This is a genomic window from Marivita sp., from assembly GCF_017643905.1.
Taxonomy (GTDB): domain Bacteria; phylum Pseudomonadota; class Alphaproteobacteria; order Rhodobacterales; family Rhodobacteraceae; genus Marivita.
In genome coordinates this window covers 1-26,515 of record NZ_JAEPMO010000054.1, presented here as the reverse complement: position 1 = coordinate 26,515, position 26,515 = coordinate 1, and the positions used below count along the sequence as shown (strand labels likewise).

Sequence of the window (26,515 nt, the reverse complement as noted above, 5' to 3'; positions counted from 1 at the left end):
GTTGCAGCGCCATGCGGATCTTGCCGGGATTTACGTGGCCGGGGGCGGCATGGAAGGTGCGATCGCCGCGCTTCGCGAAGCCCGGCCGCCGGGGAAAGTGTCACTGATCGTCAATGAGCTGACCGAGGACAGCCGCGAAGCGCTTGCGGATCGCTATGTGACGATGGTCATTGCAACGCCGCTTCAAACGCTCTGCCGCGCTCTTGTCAGACACATGGTCGACCGCATTGGAAAGGGCCCGGAGTTCAGCAGAGAACGGCTGTTTTTCGAACCGCTGATCTATCTGCCTGACTCTGTTTAAACGCCCCTATAGCGTCGATGCGATGCGCTTGTTTGGCTGATTATTTCCAGAGAACAATCAATTCTTTGATTTTCAAGCATTGTTTCCGAATCATACCCTGCAAGACTACAGGTCCGCCAAAGTCATTCAGAAATGTGGCCGCAATTCCCGGATAATCAGGGGTTTGGGGAAAATCCATGATCGTCCGGTTGGATGACGATCACGGCTGCACCCCGTCCAAAAGACCCGACCGGGAGCACAGTCGATTAATGAGTGGTACGATGTTTTGCTGCAAAGCGACGCGATACGTTTCGCAGTCGTTGTTAAGAGTGGCCTCGTTTCCGTTGTTACCTGCCGTGCACGCAAGCATGCCTGAGGAAATTTAACGATGGCCACATATTTTGTAACGACAGGCAACTGGAACTCGATCGCGTTCTGGTCAGGCATCACGCAAACCTCCTCCGGTCACACGCTCGATTTTTCGGGCCTGCCGTCGAATTACACGGTGTCCTATGACACCGACACAGGCGCGGTCACGATCGCGGACGGATCGACCAGCTTTGTCATCGGGGACAACAACTATACCGGCAGCGCAAATGCCGTTCTGGGCGGAGCGACAAGCTGGCACTTCTTCACCACCCTTACTTTCAACAGCGGCGCCAGCTATGTCGCGGGCAGCTTTAACGGCGAGGTTGTGACATCCGGCGCGGGCAATGACACGATCTATTCCAACGCCGGAGCGGACAACATCACTGCAGGCGACGGTAACAACGTGGTTTATAGCGGCCCGGAGAATGACACTGTCGTCACAGGAGCAGGCACCGACCAGATCTATTCCGGAAGCGGGAATGACAGCGTTCTTTCAGGAGACGGTGCCGATTTCATAGATGGTGGAGCGGGCGCCGACCTTCTTTACGGCCAAGCGGGTGCCGACCACATCGAAGGCGGGTGGGAAGACAACAGCGCAGATACAGTCGAAGGCGGGGATGGGGGCGACCTCATTTTTGGCGCGGGTGGCAACGACGTTCTGCTTGGTCAGGCGGACGATGACTGGATCGACGGCGGGTACGGTAGCGACTTCATCGATGGTGGCACGGGCACCGACCGAATCGTGGGCGACAAGGACAATGACACCATTCAGGGTCAGGCCGGGATGGACATCCTCACCGGAGGCGCTGGCGCCGACACGATATTGGGGGGTGCCGATACGGACGCGATCTGGGGCGCTGCCGGTGACTTCATTGACGGCGGCGAGACCGGCACAGACAATGACACACTGAACGTCTCGAACGTGTCCTCGGTCAGCTATTCGACCGCCGAATCCGGGACGGTCTTTTTCAACAGTGGTGGGTCGCTGACGTTCCAGAACATCGAAAACGTTAACATCCTGTCGAACAATTACATCGTCGAAGGCACGGCCGCGGGTGACCAGATCGGTCAGTTCTACTTCGACGCCGATGGCGACTGGGTCGACAACGATGATGCCTTGGGCGGCGGCGAGGCCGACAGTATCCGCGCTGGGGCCGGCAACGACACGGTCTGGGCGAATGAAGGCAATGACACGATCCGGGGCGACGCCGGTTTCGACGTGATCTACGGCGGCGGCGAAAACGACACCATTTACGGCGGTGACGGCAATCTTCTGACGGCTGACGACGCAGGCGGAGCCGACACGATCTTTGCTGGCACGGGCAATGACTTCGTATACGGCGAAGCGGGCAACGATGTCATCTACGGCGATGATGGGCTGGACACGCTCAGCGGCAACGAAGGCGCCGACCAGATCGACGGCGGCGATGGCGCGGATTCGCTGCAGGGCGGTCAGGGCAACGACACCCTTCTGGGTGGGAATGATGGCGACACCATGCTTGGCGATGGCCAGTGGTACGACACGACGCTCTATGCGTCATCTGGAAATACCGCCACAAACCTGACCGTTGTGAACTCTGCCGATGGTCCGATCAATCTTTGGTGGATCGACTATACCGGAACCGAGGTTTTTTACCAGACGATCCAAGCGGGTGATACCTATATCCAAGGCACTTTCGAAGGTCATAACTGGATTCTGAGAGATCAAGACGGTTATTATCTCGAACTGTTTTCGGCAGGCACCAACACGGTCGTGAACTACGGCGCGGAAGGGCTGAACGACAGTCTCAGAGGCGACGCCGGCAACGACACGATCTACGGTCAATTCGGCAATGACACGCTCTTGGGGGGGGCCGGTGATGACAGCCTCGTCGGGGGCAGTGGCAACGACGTTCTTCGCGCAGAGTCGAATACCGGAACCGGGGATACGCTCTTGGGTGGAACCGGCAACGACACGCTTTACGACAGCTTTGGTATCGCGACGCTGGATGGTGGCGACGGATCCGACCTGATCCATGCCGGCTACGGAACAGCCACGGTGATCGGCGGCGATGAAGGCGGCGACAACGACACGCTGTCCTTTGCTGATGCCAATGAAACCGTCACAGTCACGCTAAACGCCAATGAAGCGGGCTTTTACAATGACGACGATGGCGACAGCGGCACCTTCACAGGAATCGAGTCGTTTGATCTGACTGGTGGAAACGACACCCTCAATGCAGCAGCCGCATCGTCATCCATCACTGTCACCGCAGGTGCAGGCAATGACCAGGTCACTGGTGGTTCGGGAAATGACAGCATTGACGGCGAAGCTGGCAACGACACCCTGCGCGGCGGATCGGGCAATGACACCCTGACCGGCGGACAGGGGACCAACTATCTTTTTGGCGATGAAGGCAATGACAGCCTTGTCGGCAGTGCAACGGATGTTGGCAGCTTCACCCAGATGGAAGGCGGCGCCGGAGCCGATACCATCGACGGGACCGCAGGCACATGGGATATCGCCAGCTTCTACAATTCGACCGGCGCGGTAAATATCAACCTGAACGACGCTCTTGCCGAAAGCGGGGGCGACGCGGCAGGGGATACCCTCATTGGGGTCGAACAGATCGACGGCTCGAACCTTGCCGCAGACACCATCTCGGGCGGTGTCGGGGTAATCGAGATCAAGGGTTGGGGCGGCGATGACAGCCTCAGCGGCGGTGTTGTCAACAACATCATCTATGGCGGTGATGGCGCGGATTTTCTCTGGGGCGACAGCGGCGACGATACTCTGGACGGTGATGACGCACCCGGAACCGGTGGTGCGGATACGATCCTCGGCGGTTTCGGCAATGACCAGATCATCGGGGATGTCGGCAATGATGTGCTCGATGGCGGCGGCGGGGATGACACGATCTTTGCCGGTGACGGTGCCGATACGATCTGGGGACAGGGAAATGCCGACCAGATCTATGGCCAGGCGGATTCCGACTTCATCCACATCCAGACCGGCTTTGGCAACGACACGATTGTTGGTGGCGAAACCGTCACCGACGGGACAGACAGCGATACGATCAGCGGCAGTGGGCTGACGGCGGATATCCTTGTCACGCTCAATGGCACCGAGTTCGGCACCTTCACGGATCAGATCGACACCATCCAGTTTTCGGAAATCGAAAACATCTTTACCGGCGCGGGAAATGACTCGATCAACGCCACTTTGGATACAAGCGGGCTGGGCCTGTTTGGCAATGGTGGGGCCGATACAATCATCGGCGGGACCGGGTCGGATAATATTGACGGTGGTACTGGAAACGACAGCCTTGTCGCTGGCAGCGGCTCCGACATCGTCTTCGGTGGCGTGGGCAACGACAGCCTGCACGGCGGTGGAGGGAACGATACGCTTTTCGGCGGCGATGGAGCCGACCTGCTTGATGGCGGCGAGAATACCGACACCATCGACGGGGGCGCGGGCAACGACACCATTCTGGCCAGCACGGGCGGGAACGAGGTCAATATCGGCGGCACCGGTATCGACACATACGATATCGGCAATTCGAGCGTCTCTGGTGTGCACTTCAATGTCGTGCTCGACGGCACGGGTACGCTTGGTGTCAGCTGGACCGGCATCGAGAACGTCACTGGCGGCAGCGGTAACGACACCGTGGTCGGAAATGCCGACGCCAACGTGCTGATCGGCAACGCGGGCGCCGACGTCCTGTCGGGGAATGGCGGCAACGATACACTCGACGGCGGCGCGGATGCCGACACGTTTGTCCTGAACAACAGTTTTGGAACGGACACAATCGTCGGCGGTGAGACGGTCACCACCGGAACCGATAGCGACACGGTCGATTTCAGCGGTATGACCGCTGGCGTGAACGTGACGTTCAATGCCGATGAAGCCGGGTTTGCAACAAGTGGCACAAACACGGCGAATTTCAGCGAAATCGAGCGCTTCGTCCTGACCAGCCGCAATGATGTTGTCAACGCATCCGGCGACACTCTGGGCGTTTACGTGGACGGGGGTGATGGAGACGACAGCTTCACCGGCGGGGCGGGCGACGATTATTTCTTCGGCGGCGCGGGTTTTGGATCAGACACTTTCTATTCCTCGGCCGGCGATGACACGCTGATCGGTGGAGACGGGTGGGACTATGCCTGGATCACCGGCACGCTGGGCAACGGGCATATCGACCTTGGCGTCGAGACACCGGATCTTGCCAATACCAACGACTGGATTGACTTCACACTCGCCGAAACACTGGACCTGACCTACACCACCGGTTCCGGCGGCAGCGCGACCAACGGCACGGCCACGATGACCTTCAACGAGGTCGACGGCTGGGGCGGCACGTTCAACTACGGCGGCACCTTCGATGCCCGCGTTCTGACGGATTACAGTGTCGGTGTCTACGTCACCGACGGCTGGGCGACGCTTTACGGTTCTGCGCAGGATGACGTTTTCGTTCTTGACGGCACGGGCGCCCGCTATGTCGAGGCGGGTGCCGGTGCAGATTACGTCTTGGGTGATGCAGGCGCGGACACGCTCTTGGGACAGGCGGGCGATGATGCTCTGAGGGGCGCCGATGGCAATGACAGTCTTGATGGTGGGGCCGGTAATGACGACCTACGTGGTGGCACTGGCTCCGACACAATCCTCGGCGGTTCCGGGTCGGACTATATCGACATCGACGGCGGCGACGGCGATGACAGCCTTGTCACGGGCGACGGCACTGACACCGTCTTTGGCGGCGCGGGCAACGACACGATCCGCAACGGCGCTGGCGATGACAGCCTTGTCGGCGGCACCGGAGATGACCTCATCATCGCGAGCGCGGGGGACGACACGCTCGAAGGCGGTGACGGCAACGATACGCTCGACGGCGGCATCGACAATGACAGCATGTCGGGCGGCGCGGATTCCGATACGTTTATCGTCAATGACGGCTTCGGCAACGACACGATTGTCGGTGGCGAAACCGTCACCGACGGGACAGACAGCGATACGATCAGCGGCAGCGGGCTGACCGCGGATATTATTGTCACGCTCAACGGGTCCGAGTTCGGCACCTTCACGGATCAGGTCGACACCATCCAGTTTTCGGAGATCGAAAACATCTTTACCGGCGCCGGAAATGACTCGATCATCGCCACTCTGGATACAAGCGGGCTGGGCCTGTTCGGCAATGGCGGGGCCGACACGATCATCGGCGGGATCGGGTCGGATTATATTGACGGTGGCTCTGGCGATGACAGCATCTCGGCCCTTGAAGGAAGCGACACCATTTTTGGTGGCGCCGGAGCAGACAGTATCAATGGTGGTAGGTCTGCGGATTCCATCGACGGCGGCACCGGCAACGACACCCTTGAAAGCGATTCTGGTGACGATACCCTGGTCGGCGGCGACGGGAACGACTCCCTCTACGGTGGCGCAGGGGCCGACAGCCTGATCGGTGGGGCGGACCAAGACCGGTTCCTGATCTGGTCGAACGGCGGAAACGACACCATCGTCGGTGGGGAAACGGTGACCACCGAATCGGATTTCGACATTGTCGGGTTCGGCTCTGCGGCCGCCGTGACGGTTACGATGGATGGCAACGAGTTCGGCTTTGCGCTGACCGGGGCCGACACAGTCACCTTCTCGGAAATCGAGGCCCTCGATCTCAGCACCTTTAACGACGTCTACACCGGCACCGCCACCACCATTGGGATGCGTGTTTTTGGCAACTCGGGGGATGATGTACTCTCGGGGGGATCCGGGAACGATACGTTCTTGGGCGGTGCTGGAGCCGATACACTGCTCGGCGGCTTGGGCAATGACTATCTGGACGGCGGCGACGGGAATGACAGCCTTGTCACGGGCGACGGCACTGACACCGTCTTGGGTGGCGCAGGCAACGACTCGATCGACGGCGGCGCGGGCGACGACAGCCTGACCGGCGGGCTTGGCCGCGACACGCTGCGCGGCGGCGATGGCAACGACACGCTGACCAACGATTCCGGCAACGACCTGCTCGATGGTGGCGCGGGCAATGACACGATCTGTGGCGGCACCGGCACCGACACGCTGGTCGGCGGCGCGGGCGACGACTGGCTGGAAGCGGTTGATGCCTTCAACTACAACACCTTCTGGATCGACAATGCCGATGGCAATGACACGATCACCGGTTTCAACGGCAGCGGCGCCACGCCGGACGTCGTGCAGTTCTTTGCCACCACATCCACCGACGGGGTCACCGTCACCTATACCACCGGAGAAGCCGGCAGCTACAGCTTCAACGGCTTGGCAGGCACGGCCACCGGGACCTTCACCGAGATCGAAGTCTTCTATGGCACGGTGAACAACGACGTCTTCGATGCTTCCGGCGCTATCAGCGGCCACATTGAGGTCTACACGACTGGCGGCGACGATCTTGTCATCGGGACCGTATCGGGGGACGTTATCAGTTTGCAGGGCGGGACCGAAACGGTCTTTGGCGGCGATGGCGACGACTATATCGAGACATGGGGCTCTGGCAGCGGCAATGACTGGATCGATGCCGGCGCGGGCAACGATTTCGTCCACCTCTATGACAGCGGAACGCAGGTCACCATCGACGGTGGCACCGGCAACGATGATATCTGGAACAGCGACAGCGACATCACCTATGTCCTGCAAGACAATTTCGGCAATGACTCGATTCGTGCCTCAGCGAGCGAAGGCGATGTCAACGGCGGCGACGGCATCGACGCCTCGGCGCTGACAAATGGCATCACCGTCAATTTCACCGCCAACACCAACGGTACCCTGACCGAAGGTGCAAATTCAGTGACCTTCGAGAGGCTCGACTGGCTCACGCTGACTGGCCAGGCCGACAGCCTGGATGCGAGCCTCACCACAGTCGGCGTCTCGGCTGCAGGCGGCGGTGGCAACGACACGCTGACGGGCGGCACGGGCGGTGATACGCTGTCGGGCGGGGATGGCGACGACCTGATCGACGGCGGCGACGGTGACGACTTCCTGACGACCGGTCTGGGCCAGGACACGCTGATCGGCGGTCTAGGCAATGACACGCTGATGAACGCGGCCGGCGACGACAGCCTCGTGGGTGGTGCGGGCAACGACTCGATGGTCGCGACCGATGGCAACGACACGCTGGTCGGCGGCGAAGGCGACGACACGATGCTGGGCGGCAACGATGCCGACGTCTTCATCCTCGAGGACAATTTCGGCAATGACAGCATCGTCGGCGGCGAAGGCACCAGCGGCGCCGGACCGGATTTCGACACGCTTAACCTCTCGGCCCTAACTGGCCCGGTTTCCGTCCTGTATGACGGCAACGAAAGCGGCTCGATCACCGACGGCACCTCGACTCTGACCTTCTTGGAAATCGAACGGCTTATCCTGACCGACAGCGCGGACGCCGTGAACGGCACCGCCGACGGGACGGGCCTCGACATCGACGCGCGCGGCGGCAACGATTCCGTGGTCGGCGGGTCAGGCGCGGATACCATCGTCGGTGGCGCCGGGGATGACAGCATCACAGGCGGCGATGGCAACGACACGTTCGTCTATGTTGCGGGCGATGGCACCGACACGATCACCGATTTCAACTTCGGTAACACCGGCACGCTGAATGACGGTGACATCACCAACAACGACCGGATCGACCTATCGGCCTTCTATGACGACATCTGGGAACTGACCGCCGACTTCAACGATGACGGCGTCCTCAACCAGTCCAACAGCACCCTCCAAGGCGGAACCGTCGATTATTCGAACAATGCCAGCTTTGGCGGCGGTGGGCTGGTTTTCGCGGGCGCAACCGGCGACAAAAGCTCGTTCACAGCCGAGAACACGGGCGTGGTGTGTTTCGCCTCGGGCACCCGCATCCTGACCGCCGATGGCGAACGCCAGATCGAAACGCTGCGCGCCGGCGACCGGATCGTCACCCGCGACAACGGCATCCAGACCCTGCGCTGGATTGGGCACCGTCACCTTGGCGGGACTGATCTGGCCCGCACGCCCAAGTTGCGCCCGATCCTGTTGTCACCCGACCTGACCGGAGGCGATGCACTGTTGATCGTATCCCCGCAACATGGGGTGCTGTTCAATCTTGACGGTGAGGAAACCCTGGTCCGGGCGACACATCTGGCCAAGATGGAAGGTGGTGCGGCGCGGGTGATGAAAGGCCGCCGCGAGGTGACGTATTTCCACATCCTGTTCGAAGACCACCAGATCGTGTTCGCCAATGGCGCGCCGTCGGAAAGCTTCTTTCCGGGCAGTCTCGCGATGTCAGCCCTGCGGAATGAGGCGCGGACCGAGATTTTCGAGCTCTTCCCGGAGCTGCAGAACAAGGATGCAGAATTGGGTTTTGGGCATAAGGCCCGCAACGTTGCGCGGTTCTCGCATCTGCCTGACCACCTCAAGGCGCTCAAGTCGCGCAATCATCAGCGGTTCGTGCCCGGTGCGGCCTTTCCAACCCACACGACGGCTGTCACACCACGGAGTGCCGCGTCGTAACGGCACCTGTCGGGACGGTGGGTGGAAGGTAATTCACCCACTGCGTTGACGCCTCGATCACACCCAGCCCCCCCTTCTCGCGCAGCAGCGCAGTTGGGGTTGCGGTGGCACGGGTCACCGCCCGTTCCAGGCTGTCGCCCACCTGCCCCACCATGACATCCAGCGCCGTGGCCATATCAAGATCGGCCCCGGCCAGTGTGCCATCGGCCAGCGTCAACCGCCCGTCTTTGCGGAACACCTCACGCCCGCTCAGAACGAAACGGTCGATCTCGGACCCGGCAGGTGCCATCGCATCCGTGACGAGGAACACCCGGTCGGACCTGGGTTTGGCGGCCAGCGCGATGCGGATGCTGGCCGGGTGCACATGCACCGCATCCGCGATCAGGCCGGCGAAAACATCCTCACGTTCCAGGGTCGCGCCGACAAGACCCGGTTCCCGGCTGCCCAATTGGCTCATCGCATTGAACAGATGTGTGACGCAGCGCACGCCCGCATCGAATGCAGCGTGACAGGTGGCGCGGTCGGCATCCGTGTGCCCCAGAGAGAGGATCACCCCCGCGTCGGACAACCGCCGCATCTGATCAAGCGTCACGCTCTCGGGCGCCACTGTCACCACCAGGTTCGGCAATCGCTCTGTCGCGTCGATCAGCAGCGCCATGTCGTCGTCGGTCATCGGACGTATCAGCGCTCCGTCATGGGCTCCCTTTCGCGCCACCGACAGATGCGGGCCTTCGAGATGGAGACCGATGATCCCCGGCATACGCTCTGTGACAGCCGCTGAAACCGCGTCGATCGCCGCGCGGGCTGTCGTGGGTGTATCGGTGATCAGGGTTGGCAAAAACGCCGCTGTGCCAAGGCCTTGATGTGCGTCCGCGATGGCCCGCAAAGCGTCCACGGAGGGCGCATCGTTGAACAACACACCTCCACCGCCATTAACCTGCAAGTCGACAAAACCGGGGGTGATCACGCCTCCCTGCAATGCCACTCGCTCGTAAGCCGGCGGCACTTCGGCATCGGAAACGATGCGACAGCCCTCGTCTTTGGACATCAAAAGGCTGTGGCCAATGACAAGCCTGCGTCCATCGTGGATCTGCGCACCGCTGTAGGCCTTGCCGCGAGAGGTCATCTGGTTTCCGTCACTTTCTTCAGGTGGCGCGGTGTGTCCGGGTCAATCCCGCGCGATGTGGCGACCTGTTCAACCATTGCATAGAAACTGGCGATCAGGGCAATCGGATCGGTCAGGGAATGGCCCGTGCGCTCTGTGGGCAGCGACGTGGTATGGCGAACCTGCGGCGTGGTGGCGAACACGGTCGCCCCCTTCTGCGCAATCGCGTCCGCCACATCGGCCAGTGCGGTTTCCGCCTCGTCCGCTGCGGCGAAGGCGATCACCGGAAAACCGCTATCGACGATGGAGACCGGACCGTGCAGCACCTCTGCCGAAGAATAGGATTCCGCGTGGATTTGGCAGGTTTCCTTGAATTTGAGCGCCGCCTCGTTCGAGATCGCGTAGGCCGGTCCACGGCCAAGGCAGTAGATCGAATTGCGGTGCCCCAAAGCTGTTTGGACCATCGACCAGTCCATCGCGATGGCCCGTTCCAATCGTTCCGGCAAATCGCGGATCGCGGCGCAAAGTGATTTATCTTCGGCCCATTCGGCCAGAAGCCAGATGCCGGCCACGGCCGAATTGACGAAGGTTTTGGTCGCCGCAACGCTCAACTCCGGTCCAGCATGGAGGTTAAGGGTATGGTCAGCCGCCGCTGCCAAAGGGCTATTGGGGTCATTCGTCATCGCCAAGGTCAACGCGCCACCCGCCCGGGCCATGTGTGTCGTGTCAACGATGTCGGGGCTCTTGCCGGATTGCGAGACAGACAGGCACACGCTGCCTGTGAGCGTCAATTGCCGCTTGTAAATCGATGCGATGGACGGCCCGACCGAGGCCATGGGTGTTCCGGTCAGAAGTTCTGCCGCGTATTTCAGATAGGTGGCCACGTGATCGGATGACCCGCGCGCAACACTGATCATGAAGGCCGGGTTACGCTCGCGGATCGCGTCTGCCGCGCGGCGGATGTCATCGCCGCCATGGTCCAGGAGCCGCTGCACGGCGACCGGGATTTCCAGCACCTCGCGTCGCATCTGGGTTTCAACATGGGGCATCCTGCGACCTTTTCCTTTGCCGGAGTCGTGCTCTGGCCCGTGAGGCCAGTAAGGCCGCAAGCCGCAGTGAACCGCAAGCCGATCTTCGGGCCGCAACGTTCGGGCAGGGTCAGATCGCAGTCCGGTCGATCTTGAGCGCCTTGATCCTCGAATAAAGCGTGGTCGGCTGCACATCCAGCATTGCAGCAGCGCCGGTCGGGCCGGACACGCGCCCGCCCGTTTCGCGGAGGGCGGCGATGATGTTGCGGCGCATCATCTCTTGCATCTCGGCCTCGGTTCGGACGGATGCATTTGATGGGGACGCAACCTGCCCACCGCCGCCCAGTTCCAGAACCAGCTTGCGATCCCTCGACACGATTGCAGCGCGTTCGATGACGTTGTGCAATTCGCGCACATTGCCCGGCCAGTGATAGGCCTGCATCTGCTGGACCACCCGTTCCGTCAGCACGGGCACGGGGCGGCCATGGCGGCGACAGGCGAGTTTCAGCAGGTGCGCGGCAAGCAGCGGAATGTCCTCCAGCCGATCCCGAAGCGGCATGCAGGAGATCGGAAAGACGTTGAGGAACAGATACAGGTCCTCGCGGATGCGATTGCCTGTGCGGGTGTCGGTCGGTGCATGGGTCGTGGCCGCGATCACCCGGATGTCGAGCGGCTTCTCGCGCGTGTCACCAACGCGGGTGACAGCGCTTTTCTGCAGCGCATGGAGCAGCTTGCCCTGAATTTCGAAGGGCAGTTCCTCGACATCATCCAGAAACAGCGATCCGCCATGTGCCAGTTCCAACTTGCCCGGCTTGTCGCGCGTCGCATTCGGCCCGGCCCCACGCACATGACCGAACAGCTCGGCCTCCACATCCTCGGGAGCGACCGATCCGCATTTGAAATGGATGAGCGGACGTCTGGAACGCGGGCTGGCTTTGTGAATTTCAGTGGCGACCAGCGCCTTGCCGGTGCCCGCCTCGCCCGTGATCAGAACGGTCGCGTCGGTGCCAGCCACAAGATCGATGCGAGTGACCACCTGACGGATCGCGGGCGAACTGCCGATGATGTCGTGATGCGCGCGTTCCGAGCTGATGGCCTCTTGCAGGTACTCGTTTTCCTGCTCAAGCCGGTCCCGCAATGCTGCCACCTCGTCCAAAGCCTCGCGCAGTTTGCGTTCGCCTTCCTTGCGCTCGGTGATGTCGCGGAAGATCACCACAGCACCCGCCAGCACCTTCTGATCATAGATCGGGGTTGAGACATATTCGACGCGGATGGGCTTGCCGTCCTTGCGCCAGAACACCTCGTCCTCGATCCGGTGGACCTGTTCAAAACGAAATGAGCGGTAGATCGGGCATTGGTTCGATGGGTACACCTCTCCGTTCAGGTGGTGGTGGTGGATCATCGAATGGATGTCTTTGCCCAACAGATCCTGCGTGGTCCAACCCAGCATCTCCTGCGCCGCGCGATTGACGAATGTGGTCTTGCCATCGGCGTTGACGCCGTAGATCCCCTCGCCCGCCGCGTTCAGGATCAACTGGTTCTGGCGTTCAAGCTCGGCGAAAAAGGTCTCGGCCCGTTTCCATTCCAAAAGCCCAGCGCGGTGGAGTTCAGCCGCCTCTGCGATCTGGGTGCGTTTGTCGAAGGCATCAAGATCAGTGAAGCTGAGCAAAAGATAACCCGGTTGATCCGGTACGCCGCGCGCCCGGATTTCGCAGCGCAGCGGTGCCCCGTCCCGAGTGGTGAGCGGCACATCCCGCGTCCAGCATTCGCCCCGGTGATCGACCTCTTCGACAAAGACCACGAATTTCGCCAGCGCCCTGCCTAGAAAGGTCGAGAACCGCAGGGTGTTGTCCGTTTCTGGGTCAACAACGAACAGCGCTGCCGCTGCCGCGTTGAGGGCCACCACCGTGTCCTGAGTGGTGTCGAGAACCAGCGCGGCCTCGGGAAATGCGGCCAGCAGGGAATCAGATTGGTGTCGTTCGTCCAGCATGCGGGCATCATTGCCGCTGCGATGCAGAACAGTCTAACGAAATTTCGTAATTTACGATTTGTCGTAAATTTCCGTTATCGCTAAAATGATTTTACATTTTGAAATTAATCCAGATTTTCACTTTGAACAAATAAAAGGCACTTGGTTTTGATCGCCGAGCCCCGCTGGCAGGATGTCCCCAACCACTAGGAACATCCACCACACAGGGGACTGCATATGACGATCAAGAGCCTTGGAAATCCGTTTTCCGCAGACACCGACCTGCGCCATGGCGCCGATTGCGGCTGCGACAGCTGCGCATCCGGTCACAGCCACACCCACATCTCCAAAGACCTAGACCCGACGCGCATGTCATCCGAGCAAATGCTCGAACGCGCGGTCGAAAGCGCGATTGTGCGCTCTGTGTTTGGCCAAAGCGACATTGGACGTCGGTCGTTCATGGGCATGCTGGGCGGCAGCACCGTTGCGGCGGCCCTTGCCTCGGCCTTCCCGATGAACGAAGCCAAGGCGGCGATCCTCGACAATCTTGGGACACCAGAAAAGACCGATCTGAACATCGGCTTCGTGCCGATCACCTGCGCCACGCCGATCATCATGGCGCAGCCGCTGGGCTTTTACGAACGCTACGGCCTGAACGCGCAGGTCATCAAGACGGCTGGCTGGGCCGTGGCCCGCGACAAGTCACTGTCGGGTGAATACGATGCGTCGCACATGCTGACGCCGATGCCGCTTGCGATGACACTGGGTGCCGGGTCGGTTGCAACCCCCTACATCATGCCCGCTGTCGAGAACATCAACGGTCAGGCCATTGTTCTGTCCAACGAACACCTCGACAAGCGCGACCCGAGCCAGTGGAAGGGCTTCACTTTTGGTGTGCCGTTCGAATACTCGATGCACAACTTCCTGCTGCGCTATTACGTGGCTGAATTCGGTCTGGACCCGGATGTCGACATCCAGATACGCGTGGTGCCGCCGCCCGAGATGGTTGCGAACCTGCGTGCGGGCAACCTTGACGGCTACCTGTCGCCTGACCCGTTCAACCAACGCGCGGTCTGGGAAGGCATCGGCTTTATCCATCTGCTGACCAAGGAGATCTGGGAAGGCCACCCGTGCTGCGCCTTTGCCGCACCGCTGTCCTTTGCGACCGAGTTGCCCAACACCTACGGCGCGCTGCTCAAGTCGATCATCGACGCGACGCAATACGCCTCGAACCCTGACAACCGCAAGGAAATTTCGGCGGCGATTGCGCCGACCAACTATCTCAACCAGCCGGTTCCGGTGATCGAGCAGGTTCTGACCGGTACGTTCGCGGATGGTCTGGGCAACGTCCAGCAGGTCCCCGACCGGATCGATTTCGACCCGTTCCCGTGGCATTCGATGGGGGTGTGGATCCTCACGCAGATGAAGCGCTGGGGCTATATCGAGGGCGACATCGACTACAAGGCCGTGGCCGAGCAGGTTTACCTGGCTGCCGACGCGAAGAAGGTGATGGAGGATCTGGGCTACGAGGCACCGGACATCACCTACAAATCGCACACGATCATGGGGAAGACCTTCGATCCGGCGGAACCCGAAGCCTATGTCGCAAGCTTCCCGATCGGAAAGGGCTGATCCATGTTGGACGGTCTTTCGATCAACAAGCGCGCCGCGATCTTATCGATTGCCATGCTGGTGGTGGGCCTCCTGATCTGGGAGGCCGCCATTCCGGCACAGAAGGCAGCGGGCGAGCTGACAGAATACGAGCGCCTCACCGGTGGGGGCGCTCAAAAAGCGGGTGTTCCCCCGCCCAGCCAGGTGATCGCCAAAGCTTGGGCGGAGTTGTCCAACCCGTTTTACGACGCAGGCCCCAATGACAAGGGGATCGGCATTCAGATCGGGTATTCGATCTACCGTGTTCTGACCGGCTATTTCCTGGCCGCGCTGGTCGCCATTCCCTTGGGCTTCCTCATCGGGATGAGCCAGATCGCCTACAAGGCGTTCAACCCGTTCATCCAGGTGCTGCGACCCATCTCGCCGCTGGCTTGGATGCCTTTGGCGCTGTTCATCATTCAGGATTCAGAGGCGTCGGCGATTTTCGTGATCTTCGTCTGTTCGATCTGGCCCATGCTGCTGAACACCGCGTTTGGCGTGGCCGGAGTGCGCAAGGACTGGGTCAATGTCGCCCGAACACACGAGTTGAGCCCGCTCAAGACCGCGTTCACGGTGATCCTGCCAGCCGCTGCTCCGACCATCGTTACGGGCATGCGGATTTCCATCGGGATCGCGTGGCTGGTCATTGTCGCGGCAGAGATGCTCGTCGGTGGGACAGGCATTGGCTACTATGTCTGGAACGAGTGGAACAACCTCGACCTGACCTCCGTCATCTTTTCAATCCTCATGATCGGCGTTGTCGGCATGTTGCTGGACTCGGCCTTTGGCGTCCTGCAGCGCGCCGTCGCCTACGCCGAATAAGGGAGACTCCTCATGTCGAAACCTTTTCTCAGTATCGAGCGATTGACCCAGCAATACCCGGATGGCCAGGGCGGCACGATGACCGTGTTCGAGAACGCCAGCTTCGGGATCAAAAAGGGTGAATTCGTCTGCATCCTTGGCCATTCGGGCTGCGGAAAGTCGACGATCATGAACATCCTTGCCGGTCTGGCCGAGCCAACGTCTGGCGTGGTCAAGATGGACGGGTTCGAGGTCTCGGGCCCGTCGCTGGACCGGGGCGTGGTGTTCCAGAACTATTCGCTCTTGCCGTGGCTGTCAGCGCTGAAGAACGTGACCTTCGGCGTCAAGGCCCGCCACCCCGACTGGTCGGCCGACAAGGTCGAGGCGCATGCCCGTGACTATCTCGCCAAGGTCGGGCTGGAGGGCGATGTGGTCTACCGCAAGCCCAGCCAGTTGTCAGGCGGGATGCGGCAGCGCGTGTCGATTGCCCGGGCCTTTGCCAACCAGCCCAAACTGCTGCTTCTGGATGAACCGTTCGGCGCTTTGGATGCGCTAACGCGGGGCACCATTCAGGAAGAGCTGATCAAGGTCTGGGCGGGTACGGAACAGACGGTGTTCATGATCACCCATGACATCGACGAGGCGATCCTGCTTGCGGACCGTATCCTCTTGATGACCAACGGTCCGTTTGCCCGCGTGGCCGAGTCGGTCGAAATAACAATCCCACGCCCGCGCAGCAGGACCGAGATTGTCGAGCATCCGAACTATTATGCGATCCGCAACCATCTCGTGCACTTCCTGGGCCAGCGGTCCAAGGAACTTGCGGGCAAGCAAAGCGGCGATGCAGATCAGCGTCCCGAAACCGTCAGGATCGACAAGACTGCGCCCGCCGAAGACGAACCCAGTGCACCACCGCCCTTGCGGGCGGTGAACATCTGAACCCCGAGCGAAACGGTCATGACACATCAGGACACCCCGCGCGCGCCCCTGCCCCCGTTCTCCTATGAAGACGCGGTGCAGAAGGTGCGGATGGCCGAGGATGCGTGGAACAGCCGCGATCCCGCAAAGGTCGCGCTGGCCTATACACGGGACACTGCGTGGCGGAACCGGGACATTTTTCTCAATGGTCGGGCCGAGGTTGAAGCGTTCCTGACCGCCAAGTGGGCCAAGGAAAACGGCTATCGCCTGATCAAGGAGATCTGGGCGCATGAGGGCAACCGGATCGCCGTGCGGTTTTGTTACGAGTGGCACGACGAGAACGGCCAATGGTTCCGCGCTTATGGCAACGAGAACTGGGAGTTCGATGCGAACGGCTACATGGCTGTGCGTCATGCCTCGATCAACGATGTACCCATCGCGGAGTCGGACCGCCTGTTTCACTGGCCGCAGGGCCGCCGTCCTGACGACCATTCCGGCCTGAGCGCGCTTGGGCTGTAACCCACTGAATTTATCATACGACCCAGGAGGAAACCCAATGAAAGACAATTACGAGGTGCCAGTCATGTTGACCAAGGAAGACGTGACGATGATGATCCTGTCCGCCAAGAAACAGGCGGGCATGACATGGGAGGGCATCGCCGAGAAGATCGACATGTCTCCGGTCTGGACGCATTCGGCCTGCATGGGCATGAACGCATTTCCCAAGGACAAGGCCGAAGCGCTGGTGTCCGTCATGGGTCTGCCACAGGAAGCGGCCAGCGTGCTGGAAGAGCCGCCCACCAAGGTTTGGTCGCAGGCTGTGCCGACCGACCCCTGCATCTACCGCCTTTACGAGATCGTTGGCGTCTACGGCCCGACCATCAAGGCGCTGATCGAAGAGAAGTTCGGCACCGGCATCATGTCCGCCATCGACTTCGACATGACACTGACGCGCGTGCCGCATGAAAAGGGCGACCGCGTCAAGCTCGAGATGTCAGGCAAGTATCTGGCCTATAATTCCTGGTAAGTCAGGATAGGCTGCCCGGTCAATGATGGCCGGGCAGTACACCGCTTTCGCTGGCATCTGTGCCTGATGGCAAGTCAGCCGGTGACCCGCGCCCCATGCGGGATTGTCGGACCAGCGGCGTTTAGTGTTTCAATCGCGAACCCGGCTGCGGCCTTGTATTTCGCCATGAAATCCGTGCGCTCTGCGGCGGGAATAACGTCCTCGATATCGTCAAACACGCCGCCGCAGCGTTCATCGAGCAAGTTGAGCAGCCCAAACGGCCCTGCTCCCCGATTGCGCAACACCAGTTCCGATACAGGACCGCACAACTGCGCATCATAGGCCGCAAGCGCAGCTGCGGTTACACCATGCTCTAGCATCTTGGCCCCGATCAGCCGCGCATCGACAATCGCCTGACTCGCCCCGTTTGATCCGGTCGGGTACATCGCATGCGCCGCATCCCCCATGAGGGCCACTGGGCCGTCAACCCAGCTTGGTATGGGATCGCGGTCAATCATCGGGTTCACGTAGGCGCAATCGGCGTCGCGCAGCATGGTTGGCACATCCAGCCAATCGTAGCGGAACTCTTCGAAGTGATGAATGAACTCGTCGATCTCGACCGGTTTGAACCATCCGTCCTGCTGCCATGCCCCCGCATCGTCCATCGTGACTTCTGCGATCCAGTTGATGAGCGCGGCCCCGGTCTCGTCGGATTTGGAGATCGGATAGATCACCATCCGCTGCCGATGCGTGCCCAACCCTACAAAAGACGAGTCGGTGCGCAATGGCTTGGCCCGAACCGTGCCGCGCCACATGACCGCGCCACCCCAATGAATCGGTGGTTGGTCGGGATACATCTGCGCGCGGATTGCGGAATGGATGCCATCTGCGGCGACCAGCAAAGTACCGGACTCGGTGTGCGTGGCCCCGGCGATCTGCACCGTCGCCTTGACCCCGGCATCGTGCCTTGCATAGCCCGTGACTTTCGCCCCAAGCTGCACAGCGTCGGCACCTGCCCGGTCCACCAGCGTGTCGTATAGCAGCATATGAAGCTGCCCGCGATGTACGGCATATTGCGGCCAGTTGTAGCCAGCGCCCAGCCCGCGCGGTTCGGAATACACTTCGCGCCCGTTCAGACCCACCAGCGCCCATTCCTCGGCAGGAAGACCGACCTTGTCCAGGTCCTCGGCCGTGATGCCAAGATCGAACAGTTCGCGCACGACGTTGGGCTGCAGATTGATGCCAACGCCCAGGGGCTTCATCTCGCGCGCGGATTCGAACACAGTGAACGGCACACCGATCTGGTGCAGCGTCAGCCCAAGTGCCAACCCCGCGATACCGCCACCAGCAATGATGACCCTGTTGTCGGACATAGTGGTCTTCCTTGTCGTTTTGGCGGGTTTACGGTGTGGCGTTGCTCAGGACAACAGGTCGGGTGTGCCAATCGACGTGATTTGCACCCCCACATCTGTCGCCACGACCAAAGCGCGCCCGGTGGCCTGCACCATCTGCGGCAGAAGCATCCACTCAAGCGCCCATGCGGCACCCGATCTTTCCTGTTCATGGAGCATCGCGTGATGCAGCCCTGAAAGCTGCACCGCATTGTACCGGGCCAATGTGACCAGCACTTCGGCCAGCACCGGGTTCTGCTTGTGCGGCATGGCAGACGATCCGCCACCGCCAGCCAGGGCAATCTCGTCAATCCCCTGCTGTGCCATCAGGCAGATGTCCTGCCCCATCTTGCCCAGCGTTCCGGTTATGAGCGACATCAGCGACGCGGCCTCGGCCATCCCGTCGCGCATGGCGTGCCAGCTTTGGGGTGGTGCCGACAGTCCCAAATCCTTTGCAACCGCGTTGCAAACTGCGTCAGCCCCATCCCCCAGCGCGGCGCGGTCCCCGGCGGCACCGCCGATCTGCACCACTGCCACGCGGGGCCGCAATTGGGCCAAACGTTCGCGATGTGCGGCAAGCGGCAGACGCCACGTCTGCACCCTGTCGGCCACGGTGATGGGCACCGCCGCCTGCATGCGGGTCCGACCCATCAGCGGGATCGGCCCGAACCGGTCTTCCACTGCCACAAGGTCTGACGCCAAACGATCCAGCCGTTGGTCGATCAGGTCGAGACTGCGGACCAGCGACAGCGCCGTTGCGGTGTCGATCACATCCTGAGATGTCGCGCCCTTGTGGATCGCATTTGCCCCTGTCCGCGCTTTCAGCAGGCGCACCAAGGCAGGCACACAAACCCCGTCCAGCGCTGTGCCGTCACGCAGCTCTTCCGGGGCAAGGCTGACAGCTTCTATTGCGGTCGCAGCCAACGCACCTTCCGCCTCGGACCACAATCCGGCGAGGTGACCGTGCCGCGACCACGCCGCCTCGAAAGCGATCATATGCGAAAGCTGCGCCTCGGCGGACCAAAGCGCAGCAATTTCGTCATCGGCAAAGAGGCCCGACAACCAGGGATGGTCAAAGACACCTGTCATCACAGGTCAAGAAACACCGTTTCGCCCTCGCCCTGCAGCCGGATATCGAACCGATACGTGCCGTCGCCGGTTTTCTTGGCAATCATCGTATCGACACGCGGGCGCTGTTCGATGCGGGCCAGCAACGGGTCAGCGCTGTTGTCCTCATCCTCGAAATAGATGCGCGTGTTGAGGCCGATATTGATCCCCCGCGCGACGATCCAGATCGAGATATGCGGCGCGAACACCTGTCCGTTCCGGCCTTTCACCGCACCCGGTTTGACGGTGCGCAGGGTGAACTCGCCGCTGTCCTTGTCGGCGGCGAAGCGACAGAAGCCCGAGACCTTCGGATCGGCCCCGTCCTGCCCGGCGAACAGGCCAGCTGCATCGGGTTGCCAGCTTTCGATCATGGCATCGCGCATCGCCCAGCCGGTGCCGTCATAGACCGACCCGACGATGGTGATGACCTCGCCCTTTGCGCCGTCTTCGATCGGGCTCAGACCCAGGTCTTCGGGGTACACTCCCTCGATCCCGGTAAAGGTCGGGATACAGCCGATATGGACATAGGGACCAGCGGTCTGGCTGGGCGTTTCCACCAGAATATCAAGCGGTTGTGTCATGGCTTACATCCCTTCCGGCTTGTTTTCGAACATGGTCTGACGGCGGCCGCGCAGCACGATGTCGAACTTGTAGGCAAGATAATCCATGCCCCGCGAATTCTGCATGTCGAGCGGCGCGACCAAACGGTCGAGCTGACTGCGATCCCGCACAGTGGCGGCAATCGGGCAGAGGTCGATCAGCGGATCTCCCTGGAAATACATCTGACTGATGAGACGCTGACCAAAAGCATGGCCAAAGATCGAGAAGTGAATGTGCATCGGCCGCCAGTCATTGGCGCGGTTCGGCCACGGGTATGCCCCCGGACGGATGGTCATGAATTCGTAGTACCCGTTCTCATCCGTAATCGTCCGCCCGCAGCCGCCGAAATTCGGATCAAGCGGCGCGAAATACGTGTCCTTGATGTGGCGATACCGCCCACCGGCATTGGCCTGCCAAACCTCGACCAAGGTGTGCGGCACCGGGCGGCCCGTTTCGTCGAGCACCCGACCATGCACGCGGATGCGTTCGCCGACGGCCAGCGCCTTGCCCTGCGTGAAGTTGCTGATCAGGTTGTTGTCCAAGGCCCCCAGCTTGTTGTGGCCAAAGCGCGGCCCGGTTTCTTCGCTTGGGGTCGACTCCATCGACAAGAGCGGCAGCGACGGGGACCGCGTGATCGACGTCTTGTAGTCGAGGAAATACGGATCGGGATGCACCTCGCGGCGGCGCGGCATAAGGGCAGCGGTGTCAGTCATCGGATTTCTCCATTTCTGCGTAAGTCTGTTTCGCCAGTTTGATGGCATGGTTCGCCTTCGGCACCCCCGCATAGATCGCGACATGCTGGAACGCTTCCATCACGTCCTGCTTGCTGGCACCGGTGCGGGCGGTGGCGCGAATGTGCATGGGGATTTCTTCGAAGTTTCCGGTGGCGGCCAAAAGCGCCAGGGTCAGCATCGACCTTTCGCGCCGGCTGATCCCGTCAGACGACCAGACCGTGCCCCACGCGCCTTCGGTGATAAGCGTCTGGAACGGCAGATCGAATTCGGTCTTGTTCGCCTCGGCACGGTCGACATGGGCATCGCCCAAGACCTCGCGCCGGGTTTTCATGCCTTGGTCGAACCGGTCAGACATGGCCCACCTCCTTTAGGAAATCAGAGATCAGCGCACCCACGGTGTCCGGCGCTTCTACGCAAGGCAAATGGCCTGCGTCCGGGATCACATGAAAGGTTGCGTTGCAGAGCTTTGCCGTGGCCTCGACCAGTTCCGGCGTGGTTGCGCCGTCCTCGGACCCGGCCATCGCCATGACGGGCAGCGTGAGGGCCGCGGTGGATGCGGTGAAGTCCGCACCCGCAATCGCGGCGCAGCAGCCGACATACCCGTCAACCGGCGTGCGGATCAGCATGTTGCGCCATGGCGCAAGGCGCGTTGCATCGTTGCGCATCTCGGGTGCAAACCAGCGGTCCAGAATAGCGTCGCCCATCGGTTCCAGCCCACCGGATTGAACCGCCGCGATCCGGTCGCCCCACATCTCGGGCGATCCGATCTTGGCCGCGGTGTCCATCAGAACCAGTGCGCGCATCACATCAGGTCGCCGCGCGGCAAGTCCCTGCCCCATCAAACCGCCGATGGACAGGCCGACAAAGGCGACGTTCGTCAATTCCAGCGCGTCGACCACCGCTTCGGCGTCAGACACAAGCGTGTCCATGTCATAGGGTGCCGCAGGGCAATCCGACAACCCGTGCCCACGGTTGTCAAACCGCACAATACGCAGTCCTTTCGGCATGTGGGGCAGCAAGGGGTCCCAAACCCGCAGATCGGTGCCCAGCGAATTGGCGAACATCACCACGGGGCCAGTGTCGGGGCCGTCGACCTGCACATGCAGCACCGCTCCGTTCGACGTGACAGTTTTCATATCTGCAATCTCCTCCTCGCCCTCTTTGACATTTCTTTCCACGACTGAAAATTATAATCTTGGACCATTCGCTTAACCCATGAGTTATATATGCTCGATCCGCGCATCCGCATCCGCCATCTTCGCTGCTTTCTGGAAACCGCACGCCTTGGGTCGCTTTCGGCAGCTGCGGATGTGTTGAACGTCTCGCAACCTGCTGTCTCCAAAACGATCCGCGAACTTGAGGAGGTGTTGGGCAAACCGCTGTTCGACCGGTCACACCGCAGATTGACGATGACGGCGGTTGGCCGGGTGTTCCAGCAACATGCGGGCGCGGCGATGGCCGAACTGTCGCGGGCCCAATCGCTGGTCAAGGATACACCATCCCGGATCACGCGCCTCTCGGTGGGCGTTCTGCCCACCGCCGCGACTTCGCTGATGCCACGCGCGGCCTTGGCGTTTCGGGAAACGAATCCCAACTGCCTGATGCGGGTCAGCACCGGGCCGAACTGGCTGTTGATGTCGCAGCTTCGGGAAAGCAGCCTTGATCTGGTGGTGGGACGCATGGGCACGACCGAGGTGATGCAGCACCTGTCGTTCCACCATCTCTATTCCGAAGACATCGCGGCGGTCGTGCGCCCAAACCATCCGCTGACGCAGGCGGCACATCCATTGGACGCGCTTGACGGATACCCGCTGCTTTTACCGCCACCGGGCGCTGTGATTGCGCCACTGGTTCGGGCGCTTCTGTCCCGGCACGGCATTGCCGCGCAAAGCGCTGCGTTTGAATCCGTCTCCCTCGCCTTTGGGCGGCGTGTCGTGCAATCCTCTGATGCGGTCTGGTTCATCTCGCGCGGGGTTGTGGAGGACGAGTTGGACGCCGGCACCCTGATCGCCCTGCCCCTTGGCAATGATGTGCGCGGCGGACCCATCGGTATTTCCATGCGGGCAGATGGCGTTCTGACCGAGGAACAGACGGGGCTGATCCGGGCACTGGAAACCGCCCGGACCGAATTGCGCCCTTTGGGCCAAAACCCTGCCTAGAACGGCAAGCCGATATAGTTCTCGGCCAGATCACGCCGCGCCGTTTCCGATTGCGACAGATGATAGAGCGTCGCCTTGCGCATCTGCGCCGCAAAGCTGTCTTCACCGTCGAACCGGTGCAGCATGGTCGTCATCTGCCAACTGAAGCGCATGGCCTTCCAGATCCGCAGAAGCGCCCGTTCCGAATAGGCGTCGATCCCTTTTGTATCCCCGGTTTTCACCGCGTCGATCAGCGCCTGATAGAGGTAATGCACGTCCGACACAGCCAGATTCAGCCCCTTGGCCCCGGTCGGCGGGACGATATGTGCAGCGTCGCCCACCAAGAACAACCGCCCCCAGCGCAGTGGTTCACTGACGAAAGACCGCAGTGGCGCGATGGATTTTTCGATGGATGGGCCGGTTTCCATGCTGGCGGCCACTTCGGTCGGCAGACAGCTTTTCAGCGTGGTCCAGAAGCGCGCGTCGCTCCATTCCTCGACCTTGTCCGTCAGAGGAACCTGCACGTAATAGCGGCTCAGGTTTTCATTGCGCATGGATGCCAGAGCAAACCCGTTCGCGGAATTTGCATAGATCAGCTCCTCATGAGCGGGACGGGTTCGCGAAAGAACCCCAAGCCAGCCAAACGGATAGACCCGCTCGAACTCGCGACGCTTGTCCTCGGGGATGGTTTTGCGGCTGATCCCGTGGAAACCATCACAGCCCGCGACATAAGCACAATCCAGCCGCTTCCGCTTTCCGCTCACAGTGTATTCGACATAGGGCGCGCTGCTGTCGGCATCCTGAATCACCACGTCTTCGACATCATGAATGATCGTCGCGCCCATCGCATCCTGCGCCGCGTAGAGGTCAGTCGTCACCTCGGTCTGGCCGTAGACCATGACAGAGGTTCCCGTCAGCTCTTCGAAATTGATCCGCACCATCAGATCATCGTCGGTGAGGTAACAGCCATGGTGCGGAATACCCTCACGCGCCATCCGATCTCCGACACCCGCCTCGCGCAGCATCGCGACTGTCCCGGCCTCAAGCACACCGGCCCGGATACGCGACAGCACATGCTCGCGCGTCGCGCGTTCAAGCACCACCGTCGCCACGCCCGCCTTGTTGAGCAATTGTGACAGCAACAGGCCGGACGGTCCCCCGCCGATGATGGCGACTTCGGTTTTCATGGCAGCGTTCCTCCAAAAGCTGGCGACCTTGGTAGGCTCTTGGACCGCGTCAGGTAATGGCATCAAAGAGCGAGCTATGGTAAGAATCGAACATGAGCGCACAAAACACCATTCCCGCTTTCGGCTTGTACGGCGAACAGGGCCCGTTCCCGGACGTGATCCATTTCGAGGATTTCTCGGTCCGCGCGCCGATCAATGACTGGCGCATCCTGCCGCATCGCCACAGCCAGATGTCGCAGCTTTTCATGGTTGATCACGGCTGGATCGACGCCACGGTCGATGGTGGGAAATACCACATCTTAAGCGGAAAATTTCTATATATCCCAGAACATTGCGTCCATGAATTCGTCTTCGATCCGGGTTCCGAAGGCAAGATTTTCTCGTTCCCCGTGAATATCGTGCGCACAATCTCTCCGGCGACGGATCAGATCCTGACCGCGCTGTCGGAACCCTGTGTCGGGGACATCCACCCTCTGCTGGAACAGGTCACCCGATTGCTGCGGGACACGATTGGGGCGGTCAGCCTGTTTCGCGCACAGCAAGTTGTCGGATTGGCACATTCCGTGCTCGCCAATCTTGCCGAAACGCGTCTTTCCGGGAACGAGTCGGATCAGAAAGCGAAACACGCGCGGCTCTTTGCGCTGGATGAGCTGATCTCGAAACACATGGCCGACGGTTGGTCGGCTTCGGACTTTGCCAAGGCATTGTCGATCAGCACAGGTCATCTGAGCCGCCTGTGCCGCGCAGCAACCGGGCTGGGGGCTGCCGCCTATATCGAACAGCATCAGATGCAGGAGGCTTGTCGTCTTCTGGCCTTCACGCAATTGCCGGTGTCCGAAGTCGGTTACCGTTTGGGCTTCATTGACCCGTCCTATTTCTCGAAACGGTTCCGCGCGGCGCGGGGGCAGACCCCGACAGACTACCGCGCTCTGTTCACGAACTGAGCACGCGTTCCGCAAGTCCTGAGATGCGCGATGGCTCGGGGTGCATGTCCGCAACCGACGCGCATTTGGCCCAACATGCCCGGAAATACAGCCGCGCGGTTGCCTGCGCGAAGGCGTGCGCCTCATGCTCGGCCTCGGCCTCTGCGCGCATCCGGTCGCGCCACGTGATCCAATCGGCCAGATCTGCCGACACTCTGTCCGACGCACCACCCAGTTCGCGGATCAGGTCTGCGAACTGGTCTGCCCCCGGCCCCTTGAGCCCGCGCGTCGCGATGCTGCGTTCGTGGATTCCGTTCGCCCCTTCATAGATCGACGTGATCCGCGCGTCGCGCCAGACCTGCCCTATCTGGTACTCGTTCAGATACCCATAGCCGCCAAGGATCTGTATTCCGAGATCCGCCGCCTTGATCCCGGCCTCAGAGCCGAAAACCTTGCACAAGGGTGTGAGGAAGGTGACGAGATCGGGGCGTTTGCCGCACGCCATCTCGACGAAAGCCACATGGCACATCGCCCGTGCGCCAATCGCAAGCGATGCCTGCTCTGCCAACATCCGCTGCACATCCGCATGATCGGACAACCGCGCGGGACTGCCGTCTTTGCGCCGCCCCTGCACACGGTCGTTGGCGTAGTCGGTCGCAATCTGCGACGCACGAGCAGCATGGGCGACGCCCTGCAAAGCCACGTCAAGCCGCGCGTGGTTCATCACCGTGAACATCGCCCGCAGCCCATCACCTTCTGCACCGACAAGGTCGGCGCGCGTGCCTTGAAACACCAGCTGACAGGTGGGTGAGGCATGCAGC

General features: G+C 61.1%; 19 protein-coding genes and 1 pseudogene. 9 read left to right on the top strand and 11 right to left on the bottom strand.

Going from position 1 to position 26,515, the window contains the following annotated elements; all coding sequences use genetic code 11:
* Window positions 1-301, top strand: a pseudogene (locus tag JJ869_RS10390) (LacI family transcriptional regulator); the annotation flags it as partial.
* A gap of 367 nt (window positions 302-668) precedes the next feature.
* Window positions 669-9,137: a Hint domain-containing protein gene (locus JJ869_RS10385; protein ID WP_292266846.1), complete on the top strand. Its 8,469-nt coding sequence runs from the start codon at window positions 669-671 to the stop codon at window positions 9,135-9,137.
* Here JJ869_RS10385 and nagA read toward each other — a convergent pair.
* The 3 genes from nagA to JJ869_RS10370 all read right to left on the bottom strand — a co-directional run bounded on the left by nagA (window position 9,112) and on the right by JJ869_RS10370 (window position 13,260).
* Window positions 9,112-10,263: an N-acetylglucosamine-6-phosphate deacetylase gene (gene nagA, locus JJ869_RS10380; protein WP_292266844.1), complete on the bottom strand. Its 1,152-nt coding sequence runs from the start codon at window positions 10,261-10,263 to the stop codon at window positions 9,112-9,114. The two genes, JJ869_RS10385 and nagA, sit on opposite strands and share 26 nt — an antisense overlap.
* Entirely contained in the window at window positions 10,260-11,291 is a 1,032-nt protein-coding gene (locus JJ869_RS10375) for an SIS domain-containing protein (RefSeq protein WP_292266842.1), read from the bottom strand. Before JJ869_RS10375 ends, nagA begins: the two co-directional genes overlap by 4 nt.
* Window positions 11,292-11,400: 109 nt before the next feature.
* Window positions 11,401-13,260: a sigma 54-interacting transcriptional regulator gene (locus JJ869_RS10370; protein WP_292266841.1), complete on the bottom strand. Its 1,860-nt coding sequence runs from the start codon at window positions 13,258-13,260 to the stop codon at window positions 11,401-11,403.
* Between the two features lie 216 nt (window positions 13,261-13,476).
* Between JJ869_RS10370 and JJ869_RS10365 the strand changes: the two genes are divergently transcribed.
* The 5 genes from JJ869_RS10365 to cynS are packed head-to-tail and all read left to right on the top strand — an operon-like array spanning window position 13,477 to window position 17,635.
* Window positions 13,477-14,871 (top strand): CmpA/NrtA family ABC transporter substrate-binding protein, encoded by a 1,395-nt coding sequence (locus JJ869_RS10365; RefSeq protein ID WP_292266840.1) that lies wholly within the window; start codon window positions 13,477-13,479, stop codon window positions 14,869-14,871.
* Between the two features lie 3 nt (window positions 14,872-14,874).
* Complete coding sequence (ntrB, locus tag JJ869_RS10360) at window positions 14,875-15,711, top strand: nitrate ABC transporter permease (protein ID WP_292266838.1); 837 nt, start codon at window positions 14,875-14,877, stop codon at window positions 15,709-15,711.
* Window positions 15,712-15,723: 12 nt separating this feature from the next.
* Entirely contained in the window at window positions 15,724-16,629 is a 906-nt protein-coding gene (locus JJ869_RS10355) for an ABC transporter ATP-binding protein (protein WP_292266836.1), read from the top strand.
* Between the two features lie 18 nt (window positions 16,630-16,647).
* Entirely contained in the window at window positions 16,648-17,127 is a 480-nt protein-coding gene (locus JJ869_RS10350) for a nuclear transport factor 2 family protein (RefSeq protein ID WP_292266834.1), read from the top strand.
* 37 nt (window positions 17,128-17,164) lie between these two features.
* Entirely contained in the window at window positions 17,165-17,635 is a 471-nt protein-coding gene (cynS, locus tag JJ869_RS10345; protein ID WP_292266832.1) for a cyanase, read from the top strand.
* 74 nt (window positions 17,636-17,709) lie between these two features.
* Here the strand turns inward: cynS and JJ869_RS10340 are convergent, their stop codons facing one another.
* The 6 genes from JJ869_RS10340 to pcaD are packed head-to-tail and all read right to left on the bottom strand — an operon-like array spanning window position 17,710 to window position 22,582.
* Window positions 17,710-18,987 carry a flavin-dependent oxidoreductase gene (locus JJ869_RS10340; protein ID WP_292266831.1) on the bottom strand — a complete coding sequence of 426 codons (1,278 nt, stop codon included), beginning with the start codon at window positions 18,985-18,987 and terminating at the stop codon, window positions 17,710-17,712.
* 45 nt (window positions 18,988-19,032) lie between these two features.
* Window positions 19,033-20,094 carry a 3-carboxy-cis,cis-muconate cycloisomerase gene (locus JJ869_RS10335; protein ID WP_292266830.1) on the bottom strand — a complete coding sequence of 354 codons (1,062 nt, stop codon included), beginning with the start codon at window positions 20,092-20,094 and terminating at the stop codon, window positions 19,033-19,035.
* Window positions 20,094-20,693: a protocatechuate 3,4-dioxygenase subunit alpha gene (gene pcaG / locus JJ869_RS10330; protein ID WP_292266828.1), complete on the bottom strand. Its 600-nt coding sequence runs from the start codon at window positions 20,691-20,693 to the stop codon at window positions 20,094-20,096. The genes JJ869_RS10335 and pcaG overlap by 1 nt, the downstream gene beginning before the upstream one ends.
* Before the next feature lie 3 nt (window positions 20,694-20,696).
* Window positions 20,697-21,425, bottom strand: coding sequence for a protocatechuate 3,4-dioxygenase subunit beta (gene pcaH, locus JJ869_RS10325; RefSeq protein WP_292266827.1), 729 nt, complete (start codon window positions 21,423-21,425; stop codon window positions 20,697-20,699).
* Complete coding sequence (gene pcaC / locus JJ869_RS10320; protein WP_292266825.1) at window positions 21,418-21,801, bottom strand: 4-carboxymuconolactone decarboxylase; 384 nt, start codon at window positions 21,799-21,801, stop codon at window positions 21,418-21,420. The genes pcaH and pcaC overlap by 8 nt, the downstream gene beginning before the upstream one ends.
* A complete protein-coding gene (pcaD, locus tag JJ869_RS10315; RefSeq protein ID WP_292266824.1) occupies window positions 21,794-22,582 on the bottom strand; it encodes a 3-oxoadipate enol-lactonase in 789 nt (262 codons plus the stop codon). Before pcaD ends, pcaC begins: the two co-directional genes overlap by 8 nt.
* Before the next feature lie 90 nt (window positions 22,583-22,672).
* Between pcaD and pcaQ the strand changes: the two genes are divergently transcribed.
* Complete coding sequence (gene pcaQ / locus JJ869_RS10310) at window positions 22,673-23,605, top strand: pca operon transcription factor PcaQ (protein WP_292266822.1); 933 nt, start codon at window positions 22,673-22,675, stop codon at window positions 23,603-23,605.
* Here the strand turns inward: pcaQ and pobA are convergent.
* Window positions 23,602-24,771: a 4-hydroxybenzoate 3-monooxygenase gene (gene pobA, locus JJ869_RS10305; protein ID WP_292266821.1), complete on the bottom strand. Its 1,170-nt coding sequence runs from the start codon at window positions 24,769-24,771 to the stop codon at window positions 23,602-23,604. The two genes, pcaQ and pobA, sit on opposite strands and share 4 nt — an antisense overlap.
* A gap of 92 nt (window positions 24,772-24,863) precedes the next feature.
* Here pobA and JJ869_RS10300 point away from each other — a divergent pair, with 92 nt between their 5' ends.
* Window positions 24,864-25,715 (top strand): AraC family transcriptional regulator, encoded by an 852-nt coding sequence (locus JJ869_RS10300; RefSeq protein ID WP_292266820.1) that lies wholly within the window; start codon window positions 24,864-24,866, stop codon window positions 25,713-25,715.
* Here JJ869_RS10300 and JJ869_RS10295 read toward each other — a convergent pair.
* On the bottom strand, window positions 25,705-26,515 hold an 811-nt coding region (locus JJ869_RS10295; protein ID WP_292266819.1), incomplete at its 5' end, for an acyl-CoA dehydrogenase family protein. The two genes, JJ869_RS10300 and JJ869_RS10295, sit on opposite strands and share 11 nt — an antisense overlap.

Bases quoted from the DNA above. Each gene is read 5' to 3' on its own strand.
- nagA (WP_292266844.1), bottom strand. From the start codon at position 10,263: ATGACCTCTCGCGGCAAGGCCTACAGCGGTGCGCAGATCCACGATGGA.
- JJ869_RS10365 (WP_292266840.1), top strand. From the start codon at position 13,477: ATGACGATCAAGAGCCTTGGAAATCCGTTTTCCGCAGACACCGACCTG.
- JJ869_RS10375 (WP_292266842.1), bottom strand. From the start codon at position 11,291: ATGCCCCATGTTGAAACCCAGATGCGACGCGAGGTGCTGGAAATCCCG.
- pcaQ (WP_292266822.1), top strand. From the start codon at position 22,673: ATGCTCGATCCGCGCATCCGCATCCGCCATCTTCGCTGCTTTCTGGAA.
- pcaD (WP_292266824.1), bottom strand. From the start codon at position 22,582: ATGAAAACTGTCACGTCGAACGGAGCGGTGCTGCATGTGCAGGTCGAC.
- JJ869_RS10335 (WP_292266830.1), bottom strand. From the start codon at position 20,094: ATGACAGGTGTCTTTGACCATCCCTGGTTGTCGGGCCTCTTTGCCGAT.
- ntrB (WP_292266838.1), top strand. From the start codon at position 14,875: ATGTTGGACGGTCTTTCGATCAACAAGCGCGCCGCGATCTTATCGATT.
- JJ869_RS10300 (WP_292266820.1), top strand. From the start codon at position 24,864: ATGAGCGCACAAAACACCATTCCCGCTTTCGGCTTGTACGGCGAACAG.
- JJ869_RS10340 (WP_292266831.1), bottom strand. From the start codon at position 18,987: ATGTCCGACAACAGGGTCATCATTGCTGGTGGCGGTATCGCGGGGTTG.
- pcaC (WP_292266825.1), bottom strand. From the start codon at position 21,801: ATGTCTGACCGGTTCGACCAAGGCATGAAAACCCGGCGCGAGGTCTTG.
- JJ869_RS10355 (WP_292266836.1), top strand. From the start codon at position 15,724: ATGTCGAAACCTTTTCTCAGTATCGAGCGATTGACCCAGCAATACCCG.
- pcaH (WP_292266827.1), bottom strand. From the start codon at position 21,425: ATGACTGACACCGCTGCCCTTATGCCGCGCCGCCGCGAGGTGCATCCC.
- pobA (WP_292266821.1), bottom strand. From the start codon at position 24,771: ATGAAAACCGAAGTCGCCATCATCGGCGGGGGACCGTCCGGCCTGTTG.
- cynS (WP_292266832.1), top strand. From the start codon at position 17,165: ATGAAAGACAATTACGAGGTGCCAGTCATGTTGACCAAGGAAGACGTG.
- JJ869_RS10350 (WP_292266834.1), top strand. From the start codon at position 16,648: ATGACACATCAGGACACCCCGCGCGCGCCCCTGCCCCCGTTCTCCTAT.
- JJ869_RS10370 (WP_292266841.1), bottom strand. From the start codon at position 13,260: ATGCTGGACGAACGACACCAATCTGATTCCCTGCTGGCCGCATTTCCC.
- JJ869_RS10385 (WP_292266846.1), top strand. From the start codon at position 669: ATGGCCACATATTTTGTAACGACAGGCAACTGGAACTCGATCGCGTTC.
- pcaG (WP_292266828.1), bottom strand. From the start codon at position 20,693: ATGACACAACCGCTTGATATTCTGGTGGAAACGCCCAGCCAGACCGCT.